This is a genomic window from Microbacterium altimontanum, assembly GCF_058349865.2.
On the sequence record NZ_JBYRJB020000008.1, the window covers coordinates 1 to 9,483 of the forward strand.

General features: G+C 64.7%; 12 protein-coding genes. 5 read left to right on the forward strand and 7 right to left on the reverse strand.

From position 1 onward, the window contains the following. Positions 1-369 precede the first annotated feature (369 nt). The gene (locus tag AC3RX1_RS14530) at positions 370-1,848 is read left to right on the forward strand and encodes an Abi family protein (protein WP_491501973.1); all 1,479 of its coding nucleotides are present in this window, start codon (positions 370-372) and stop codon (positions 1,846-1,848) included. A 50-nt stretch (positions 1,849-1,898) separates the two neighbouring features. Then, on the forward strand, positions 1,899-2,606 hold the full coding sequence (locus AC3RX1_RS14535; protein WP_491501974.1) for a DCL family protein: 708 nt from the start codon (positions 1,899-1,901) through the stop codon (positions 2,604-2,606). A gap of 19 nt (positions 2,607-2,625) precedes the next feature. Here AC3RX1_RS14535 and AC3RX1_RS14540 read toward each other — a convergent pair whose 3' ends face one another. The 4 genes from AC3RX1_RS14540 to AC3RX1_RS14555 form a co-directional block, all read right to left on the reverse strand. Then, on the reverse strand, positions 2,626-2,865 hold the full coding sequence (locus AC3RX1_RS14540; protein WP_491501975.1) for a hypothetical protein: 240 nt from the start codon (positions 2,863-2,865) through the stop codon (positions 2,626-2,628). A gap of 115 nt (positions 2,866-2,980) precedes the next feature. Next, complete coding sequence (locus AC3RX1_RS14545; RefSeq protein WP_491501976.1) at positions 2,981-3,394, reverse strand: ubiquitination-like system serine protease family protein; 414 nt, start codon at positions 3,392-3,394, stop codon at positions 2,981-2,983. Beyond that, a complete protein-coding gene (locus AC3RX1_RS14550) occupies positions 3,391-4,569 on the reverse strand; it encodes a ThiF family adenylyltransferase (protein ID WP_491501977.1) in 1,179 nt (392 codons plus the stop codon). The genes AC3RX1_RS14545 and AC3RX1_RS14550 overlap by 4 nt, the downstream gene beginning before the upstream one ends. After that, positions 4,544-4,828: a multiubiquitin domain-containing protein gene (locus AC3RX1_RS14555; protein ID WP_491501978.1), complete on the reverse strand. Its 285-nt coding sequence runs from the start codon at positions 4,826-4,828 to the stop codon at positions 4,544-4,546. The genes AC3RX1_RS14550 and AC3RX1_RS14555 overlap by 26 nt, the downstream gene beginning before the upstream one ends. 93 nt (positions 4,829-4,921) lie before the next feature. Here AC3RX1_RS14555 and AC3RX1_RS14560 point away from each other — a divergent pair, with 93 nt between their 5' ends. Beyond that, the gene (locus tag AC3RX1_RS14560) at positions 4,922-5,284 is read left to right on the forward strand and encodes a helix-turn-helix domain-containing protein (protein WP_491501979.1); all 363 of its coding nucleotides are present in this window, start codon (positions 4,922-4,924) and stop codon (positions 5,282-5,284) included. Between the two features lie 5 nt (positions 5,285-5,289). Further along, a complete protein-coding gene (locus tag AC3RX1_RS14565; RefSeq protein ID WP_491501980.1) occupies positions 5,290-5,856 on the forward strand; it encodes an ImmA/IrrE family metallo-endopeptidase in 567 nt (188 codons plus the stop codon). A gap of 738 nt (positions 5,857-6,594) precedes the next feature. Here AC3RX1_RS14565 and AC3RX1_RS14570 read toward each other — a convergent pair. The 3 genes from AC3RX1_RS14570 to AC3RX1_RS14580 all read right to left on the reverse strand — a co-directional run bounded on the left by AC3RX1_RS14570 (position 6,595) and on the right by AC3RX1_RS14580 (position 8,153). Further along, positions 6,595-6,981 carry a hypothetical protein gene (locus AC3RX1_RS14570; protein ID WP_491501981.1) on the reverse strand — a complete coding sequence of 129 codons (387 nt, stop codon included), beginning with the start codon at positions 6,979-6,981 and terminating at the stop codon, positions 6,595-6,597. 90 nt (positions 6,982-7,071) lie between these two features. Continuing rightward, positions 7,072-7,863 carry an AAA family ATPase gene (locus tag AC3RX1_RS14575; protein ID WP_491501982.1) on the reverse strand — a complete coding sequence of 264 codons (792 nt, stop codon included), beginning with the start codon at positions 7,861-7,863 and terminating at the stop codon, positions 7,072-7,074. Then, positions 7,860-8,153, reverse strand: a complete 294-nt coding sequence (locus AC3RX1_RS14580) for a hypothetical protein (RefSeq protein ID WP_491501983.1) — start codon at positions 8,151-8,153, stop codon at positions 7,860-7,862. Before AC3RX1_RS14580 ends, AC3RX1_RS14575 begins: the two co-directional genes overlap by 4 nt. A 96-nt stretch (positions 8,154-8,249) precedes the next feature. Here AC3RX1_RS14580 and AC3RX1_RS14585 point away from each other — a divergent pair, with 96 nt between their 5' ends. Further along, positions 8,250-9,443, forward strand: a complete 1,194-nt coding sequence (locus tag AC3RX1_RS14585) for a DNA cytosine methyltransferase (RefSeq protein ID WP_491501984.1) — start codon at positions 8,250-8,252, stop codon at positions 9,441-9,443. Positions 9,444-9,483 lie beyond the last annotated feature (40 nt).

Below are 9,483 nucleotides of genomic sequence, written 5' to 3' on the forward strand. Positions count from 1 at the left end.
TTCCTCGAAGGATCACACGGTGACCGCGTCTACGTCGCATCCGACGAGCCCGGCCACCGCGCGCTACACCACTATGCGGGACTCCACTCGGGCAGCTGCACGCTGCGCGACGACAGCAGGAGCCGTGAGCGCGAAACACGCCCAGCAACGTCGCCTGTCCACGACCGCTGCGCACCGGTCCGACGAGCCGGTCCGTGGTCCGTCGCTGGGGCATTAGCGTTGTGCGCAGGGGGTGCTATGGGCTCCTGATTAGCCGACGATTTGGTTTTCGGATTGATTCTCAGATTGCTGTCGGTGTTCTGTGTTAGCTTGTTTTCAACACGGCTAGCCGCTTTCTCTTCACCGAGAGGCGGCTAGTTTTCTTTTGTGATGACGCATGACAGCAGCTACGCGAAGCCGTTCAAGACGGTGCGCGAGCAAGTTGCACTCCTCGCGTCGCGGGGCATGGACGTCGGCGATCGCGACAGGGCTGAGGCGCTGCTGAAGCGGATTGGCTACTACCGGCTGTCCGGGTACTGGTACCCGTATCGCCAGCGCGAGCTCGACGGTGCGGGCGACGCTGTGGTGCAGTCAACGCTCCGCCCTGGGACCACGCTCGAACACGTCTGCGCGATCTACGACTTCGATCGGGAGCTCCGAGCAGCACTCTTCGATGCCCTCGAAGCGGTCGAGGTGGCCATCCGCTTCCAGGTTGGTCACACGCTCGGCCGCCGGGACATCTTCGCTCACCGGCATCCTGCCGCCCTCGATCCCGCATTCGTCACCGTCCCACTCCCATCGCCGGATGCCACCGGATCGGAACCCGTGCCTCCCCAAGCGGCGCAAGTCGAGGGGGAAGGAGATCGCGAGCGGGTATCCCGCCACGAGGAGTGGCTGCGACGATTCGATGAGCAGGAGCGGCGTTCTCAGGAGGCCTTCGCGGCGCACTTCCGTGCCAAGTACGGTCCGCACTTCCCGGTCTGGGTGGCGACGGAGGTGATGTCGTTCGGAACACTCGCGCAGCTGTACGACGGGGCGGCCCAGGACGATCGCGAACGAATCGCCGCGAGTCTCGACATCATCGCCAAGACCGGACGCGGCGACGCCGCCCTGCTGTCGAACTGGCTCAACCACATCCGACACATCCGTAATCTCTGCGCACATCACTCACGCATGTGGAACCGCAGCTTCGACGTGGAGCTGGCGTCGGCCGCCCACATTTCCGACCTGGACCACCTCAGCGAGAAGTCTCAGCGCCGCCTCTACGGCACGATCTCGATCCTCACGTTCCTGCTGACTCGCCTCGTTCCCGACTCCGACTGGAGAACGCGCATCCACGCGCTCATCGAGGCACGGACCAACGAACTCAGTCTCGATCTGGACGCGATGGGGTACCCCGCCGACTGGGAGGCCGCGGCGATGTGGAGCATCGATTACCAGCGAGACCCTGTTCTGGCCAAGCGGGTCGCCCTACTCGCTGACCTCGACCTCTCCAGCAACGCTGCGATCCGCGATCAGTTCCACGGCAGGGAGCCGAAGGAGCGACGCAGCTGGCTCAACTACTTGAGGAACCGTCATGCCCTCGTCTGGGTCTCGATGGGCGAGGCGAAGCTCTACCCCGCATTCCAGATTGACCCGGACGAGGGGAACATCCGGTCACTGGTCGGCGACATCAACGCGGAGCTCTACGACAAGCTCGCCAGCCAAGGAGTAGCCGACGAGGACGCCCGCTGGCGAATCCTGGAATGGTGGATCACCCCACCGGGCGACGATGCCGCTGCACCCGCCGCAAGAGTCCGGGAAACAGCCTTCACCCTCGACGACGCGCGAGCCTCCTACCCTGGCCATTCACCTCGACTCGGAGGCTGAGGCAGGGTCGACTAGCTTCGGAGCAGTCGATACTCAGCAAGGAGATACCTATGGCGATCCGCGTGGACCTTCCTTCGTTCAGTTGGCCATCGAAGAAGGCCGCCTTCGATGATTTCAGGCTCCTTCACACCGGCGGCCCCTACGCCGTCTACGAGCGCATCACCGATCCAACTCATGACCTCATGCTCCGCGAGGTCCTCGACCTGCATCCTGATGCGTCCGAGAAGATCGGCGTGGGAGTTGACTATTTCTATGTCGGCCTGACCAGCGATGGCGACAAGTTCAACGTGCGGCCGGATGCCACAGGCATCTGGATCAAGCGTGTGGATGGGTCAGACGTGGATTTCAGCTACCGCACCTGCATCAGCAACCACACCGAGGAGTCGGATGCGAAGGAAGGGCTCCGCCTCGCCGTGGAGGATCGGCGGCTGGCCTACCGCCAGGGCCGGATAAACGAAGGGACGTTCCTCAGCGACATCTCGGGGGAGGCCTTCGGGAACCGCGATGATGCGTACGTCATCTACGACGACCCGTCCTGGGGACAGCTCACGTATCGCTTCGCCCAGGGCGAAGGGGGCTGGGATCAGATCCTTGTCCACTCCGGGCACGGTGGAGTCCTTATCGGAAGTCACCTCATGGACACGGGTGTCCATGAGCGATGGCTGGACTTCTACGACCGTCACGCGAAACGGCGACTGGCGACGCCGAGCGAAGCGGCAGCCCGTCCGCGACCGCCGCAGGATGCCTGGACTCCGTGAGCCCACGGACGTGCGCACGCTACTTGCGTTGCAGATCGGGTGGTTCGGCTTCGATCGTCTCGTGAGCGCGGCTGATTTTCGACGCCCTTCTCGCCTTGAGAACGGCAGGCCGGAGGTCGCCGTCGGCGTGCATCATGCAGACTAGGCGCGCGCGATGTTCCTCGCGGTTACCCCACGGCATCTGCAGTCCATCGGAGCGCCACCCACCGATCGTGGGCAGCTTGCGCCACACCCACTTCGCCCGGCGTACGTCAGCCACCTAATCTTGTCGGTGCCCATGCCGCCCTCATCCCGCTCCACGGAGCGAGCAGGGTCGGTGTCGGAGTAGGTGCTGACGACGAGCGTTGCGACGTGGCACCCGATCGATCCTCCCATTAGCGACGATGGCCGCCCGAGAAGACGAACCTCAAGATGTCGATCAGAGAGCGGCGATGTGTGGAGAGCTCCGTCGCGGGCCCGTCCGCCGCTAGACGATCGCTCGCGGCGGATTTCACGATGGCCTCGTTGGACCAGTCAGCCGCCCATACGACGCGATTGCGACGGATGATGTAGTGCGACCGGCACGGCAGTCCCCAGTTCCCGACTGAAGGATTGAGGCTCACGGTGGTGCCGTCGAAGGTGAGTGTCCACTGCCCAGGATGAAGCGGCGTGGAGACCCGCTCACCACACCCTTCGCAGCAGAGGTGGACGACGGCGCCGAACTCGGCGGCGATGTAGAGGATGCCTTCCTCGAGTTCGTTCGGGATGTAGTCGACGAACTGGAATCCGATCTCAGATTGGCGGGTCATTCGGTCTGGTCCTCGTTCAGCAGGTGGTTTCCGTCGATCGTGTAGGCGGTGTAGTGCTCATTCTCGAGGTCGGCGTAGAATCCGAACAGCTTCTTCCACTTGACGACGGCGAGGGCGGCGTTGAGCGCATTGAGGTCGGCGATCTGTATGTTGAGGTCGTAATCGTCGGCCTCGTCTGTCTCAGAGAAGTCGATGCGCCGCGAGATGTGGTCGGCCTTGTGAGCGGTGCCGGTGGTGATGGCGAGGATGCCGTGAAGGCGACCGTCGTGGGGGCGCACGCCCATCCCGACGTCAACGAACGGGATCCCGGCCGACTGCAGGCGCTCGATGATGAGCTGCTTCGTCGGGCCGCCTTCCGCCGCGAGGAACACGAACCCCATGTCGTCGAGCTCGCTGACGGTTACGGCGTCGATGTCGTAGGGGTGCGGGTGGATTCCGCAACGCATCGTCGAGTAGACCTGAGTGAAGTAGTCGACCTTGAAGGGCATGCTGGCGAAGTCAGTCTGCTTCGCGGCGCCGGGGGCGCGGAACGCGTTGTGTTGCAGGAATCGGTCGCCGTCGAAGAGGTGGATCTCGCGCACCGGGGTCTTCGCGGTGAAATCGAGGATGTAGGAGCCGGTGCCGCCGACGCCGACGATCGCGATCTTGCTGACGCGAAGCTTGTCATTGATAGCCGTGATTCCGGCGCGGGACGATGCGGAGTCGGCATAGAGGAAGACCGAGTCGGGGTCGTCGTCCCCATGAACGACGTATGTCTTCGGTGTCACCGCCGGGTCGAGCTGAAGGGCGTGACCGAGCAGGATGTTCACGTACGAGGTCATCTTCTCGTAGTAGTCGGGGAAGCCGGCGTCGGGTTTATTAGAGAACGAGAAGTCCGCCGCGATCGTCGTGGTGAGCTGCATCGGCCCCTGCTGATGCAGCAGGTTCGGCACCTCAGATCCGTCCACGCGCGACGGCCGCTCACCGGCAAACGACACCACGTGCGTGTCCGGCGGGAGTGTCTGGTCTGCGTTGAGGTGCAGAGTCGAGATCAGCGTGCCGTACGCCACCCCCTTGTTGGGGGTGACGTACGGCACGTGGTGCACGAGGAGGTGATTGTCGCGGATCTCGATCTCGTACCCCTCGGCGCGCAGCCGCTGCAGGTCGGCGCTACGAGCGACGGGTGAAGGTGACATTGAAGATCGTTCCGCGGTGCTTGACCTCGACCGAGCCGGCCTCGGCGAGGCTGCCTTCCTTGGGCGAGTCGGCCTTGCGGTAGGTGATCACGAACGTGAGGTCAGTGTTGCCGGCGTGCTCGGGGAACGCCAGCGCCACGATCTGCTCGAAGGTGACCGTCGCCGAAGGAACCTCGTGGACCTGGCCGTTCACGATGATCTCGTAGCGGCTCGGGTTGTCCGGCTTCTCCGGCTTGCTGGGCTTGTCTTCGGGTGACATCCTCGCTCCTTCCGTTAGACTTGAGGCGTCTGATTGCTGATGTGCAATCCACATTAGACGACCAATTGCAATATCGCAATTAGAAGGGATGCTATGGACAAGGTTGGTTCGTTCGACGCCGAGGGTTTCTATGAAGCTCTCGATGCGCAACGCCAGAGCCGCCGCTTGAACTGGAAGCAGGTCGCGGCCGCCTCGGGCGTCAGCGCGTCCACGCTTACCCGCATGGCCCAGGGAAAACGCCCCGACGTTGACGGGTTGGCGGCTCTCGCCGCGTGGTCGGGCCTTGCGGTCGACGATTTCGTTCGCGGCGCCGATGATGCGCCACGGGAGGCAGACTCGCTCGCGAAGATCTCCACCTACCTTCGCTCCGACCGCAATCTCTCCCCGGAAGCGGCGACGGCGCTGGACGGGCTGATCAAGGTCACCTACGAAAGACTTCGACGCGATAGCGAGTAGCATCCATGGCATTTCAACGCGGATTCAAGACCTGGGCGAACACCATCGCCGCGGACGCGCGCGCCGAACTCGGACTGTCTCTCACCGCTCGGCTCGACCCGTTGGTGTTGGCCGAGTCGCTCGAAATCCCGGTTATCCCGCTCTCAGAGTTTGCAGCCTCCGCGCCTGAGGTTGAGTACCTCATCGACGGTGAGCCGGAAGTCTTCTCCGCGATGACCGTGTTCTCGGGTCGTCGGCGGCTCATCGTGCACAACGACGGACACACGCCCGCGCGCCAGAGCAGCAATATCGGGCATGAGCTCAGCCACGGTCTCCTCGCCCACCCGCCGACGCCCGCCCTCGACGCCGCCGGGTGCCGAATCTGGAACCAGGACATCGAGGACGAGGCCGGGTGGCTATCAGGCTGCCTCCTCATCCCGGAGCCAGCTGCACTCGCGATCGCTCGCGGCCGCTGGACGATCGAGGATGCGGCCTTTCACTTCGGAGTCAGCACCGCCATGGTCAACTTCCGACTGAATGCCACCGGGGCGCGGAAACGAGCCGCGCGCGAGCGCAGCCGGCGAGCTGCGTGAACCATGAAGACGTTCTCTCGCGTGGTTGCAGGTGGGTTGACCACCTTCACCGTCACGCTCATCTCTGCGGCTCTCATGAAGATATTCGGGCAACCGCTCATCGATCAATTGCCGTCAGGCGACTGGGGCATGGACCGGGTCCAGGAGGCGGTCGCCTGGCTCGTCGGCCCATACTCCGCATTCTGGCTCGCCGCGGGAGCGACCGCCTTGTTCGTCCTCTGGATCGCCCGGCGAGCGTCAGTCACCCGAACCACTGCGTGGAACGTTTGCCTTTGGCTCACCGCTGGAGTCCTCACTGGCGTTCTCATGACTTTGACACGCTCGGCCCCGCTCTCGAGCGCGTGGACCGATTCAGCGATATGGCTCCTCGCTGCCGCTTACCTCATGCCCCTCGTCACCGCCGTGGTCTGGTGGACTGCGCCAGCGGCGATCGATCGATTGTCCAAGCGCATGAAAGAACACTCGGGCCCCCGCCGCCCGGTCCGACACTACGCCAGCCGATCGGAATGATCCGCCGAGCAGCGGGAGGACAGATAGCGTAGGGCTCATCGCGGCATGCATGTCGCTCTGGCGCGCTCCCAACCCGCGGGGTGACCAAATCCCGCCGACGCGCGCACGCAAGCCGGTTCTCCATTGAACGGACGGCGGAGATCTCGCAAGAACCTCGCTCGCTCTGCGGCCGCGCACTTGTTGCTCACTCGAGCGTTGGCACGCTGGACGACCGGCGAACGAGCGGCTCTAAATCCCCATTCCGCGCCCCGCTCTCGACGCCCTGCCCGCCGGCCCCGTAGCCATCGCCGCCTCAGGGTTCCGCGCCGCGCGCCGCACCTCCGCCTGTGCCGCGCGCACAGCATCCTGCATCGTCAGCTCCGGAGTGCCGCGCTGCATCGACTCGGCGAGGCACTCGCGGGCCGTGGCATCCGTCCGCGCGACGACGATCGCGACATTGTGCACCCGCCCGCGCGTGAGGCCAACGTAGAGTCCCGCGGCATCGACATCAGGCCCGACCACCGACGCATCGGCGGTGTCGCCCTGCACGCCGTGCACGGTGGACGCATAGGCGAGCCGCAGGTGCTCGCGCGCGTACTCCGTGGTCACCCGCGCCACCTCGCCGCTGTCGCTCACGGAGACAAGAGACAGGTACTCCTCGCGGATGCCGCGCACGATCCACTGCGCGCGATTCTCTACTCCCGTGAGTCGGTCGTTGCGACGGGTCTAGACGGTGTCGCCGACGAGGATGCGCTGCTGCCCCATTCCCCACGCCGCGACGCGGAAGTCGAGCTCGCCCCGATCGACTCGCCGCTCCTGGACGGCGTCATTGATCGCATCCGCCTCAGCATTCGTGGCGGATACCAGCGTCACCCGCTTGCCGCGTGCGTGCCAATCGAAGTACGCGTCGATCATCCGATGCTGCGCCGCGTCGTGACGATCTACCCGGTGGACATGACCGTGTTCGGCAAGCTCGCCCGCAACCTCCAGTGCCCGCTCGCGATCACCGGTATCCCGAAGCCGCAGTGTGAGCGCCGCGTAGTCGGGATCGCGGAACCGGTGCACCGTATCGAGCTCGACCGCAGCGTTCGCGTGCCGGCTCGCAGAACCCATCGCACCCGCATGCCCGACCGGCAACGCCTGATGCGTGTCACCCACGAACGCCAGCCCGACACCCAGCTCGATCGCGAGCTCGACAAGCACGTTCGCCGTCTGCAGGTCGACCATGCCGGCTTCGTCGACGACGATCCGATCACGAGAACGCAACACATAGTGCGTTGGTCCGCCGTACACGTCGCCCGTGCTGGGATCGACTTCTCCCACCTGAAGCCTGGACCATACCTTCGCGCCCGCCTCGTCGGTGCCCCACCGGTAGCCGTGGTCCAACAGCAGCGCATGAATACTGGATGCCGCGGCCCCGACCTCGCGAGACGCCACCGACGCCGCCTTGCGCGTGCTCCATGCAGACTTCAATTTGAGCGCGTTCGGGAGCCCTACATTGCTGTGGGGCGAGATCATGCGAAGTACGTGGTGGGGCTGCTCGCCGTGGTACGGCAAGCGCCCGTCAAAGTGGCGTTCCTCCGCCGCCGGCCTTGTCGAAGACCTATACATGCCGGCACCGCCCGCAGACGGATATCGACCCGACCGGTACGTACCCGGGGGTCTGCCTGGCCGCCGCTCATCTTCTCGATGTGAAGGCCGGGTGACGTGTCGTCTTCGCGCAGCTTCTCCAGGAAGGAGTAGATCTTCGCCCGCGTCATCTTGTCGTGCTCGGGGCCTTTGATGTTCGTCCAGACGACATTGGGCATGAATCGCGGGGCTTCCTCGCTCAGGGCTCGAAGGCCCATCGTATCCAGCCGCGAAGACACGTCGGGGTCGTGGGCGCGAACTAGAGTGAGGGTGAAATGGCTCCCCTCCACCGCACGACGCATCCGCTCCGTGTGCGCACCCGTCCACGATTCGAGTCGGGCGAACGCTCGCTTCGGATCGTCGATCTCTTCTCGGGGTGCGGCGGCCTGACACTCGGGTTCGCTCAGGCCGCGCGTGTAGCCGGCCTCCGTCTCGACGTGAGACTGGCCGTCGACTTCGAGCCGCTCGCCACAACGGTGTACGCGCGGAACTTTCCGCAGGCGGAGCGGATCGAGACGGAGTCCGTCGAAGCGCTGTTCGATGGCGAGATCGGCGCAGAGCTGTCGTTCGCGGAGCACCGCGCTCGGGCCTCGGTCGGAGAAGTGGGCGCGCTGCTCGGCGGCCCGCCCTGCCAGGGGCACAGCAACCTCAACAACCACACGCGTCGAGTCGACGCCAAGAACGGCCTGTACCTGCGGATGGCGCGTGCAGCCGAGGTGCTCCGTCCGCGCTTGGTCCTGATCGAGAACGTCCCGTCGGTGGTCCGCGACCGTCACGACGGGGAGAGTGTGGTCGCGCGCACCGAACGGCACCTGCAGGACCTCGGCTATCGAACCGCACAACGGGTCGTGTCGCTCGCCGACCTCGGGGTTGCTCAAACTCGTCGCCGCCACATTCTTCTGGCCATCACGTCGGACGGGCCCAACCCGTCGGCTGTGCTCGATCAGGTCACCGACGGAGTCGACCACCACGATCTCCGGTGGGCCATCGGCGACCTCATCGACACACCCGATACCGGTCTTCTCGACCGCCGCCCTGTACCAACGAAGGCGAACCTCGAAAGGATGCAGTACCTGCTGGCATCCGGCGACTACGAACTTCCGAACCACCTCAGGCCCACCTGCCATCAGGGATCGCATACCTACAAGTCGATGTACGGCCGACTCCATTGGGATCAGCCGGCGCAGACGATCACGAGTGGATACGGCAGCATCGGGCAGGGCCGTTACATGCATCCGGATCAGCCACGCGCCCTCACCGCGCACGAAGCAGCACGGATTCAAGGTTTCCCCGACTACTTCGACTTCTCCGCATGTCCGAACCGGAGCGCCCTCGCGACGATGATCGGAAATGCCGTTCCACCGCAGTTGGGCGCTGCGATCCTCTCGCAGGTGCTGAGGGCGACAGAAGTCGCGGCGGCGAGTACCGAGGACGCCTCCGAGAGAGCCGACGAGTCGCAGTCAGCTTGACGTGTCGGTGGGCACCGACATATTGGAAGGCTTTGCAAAA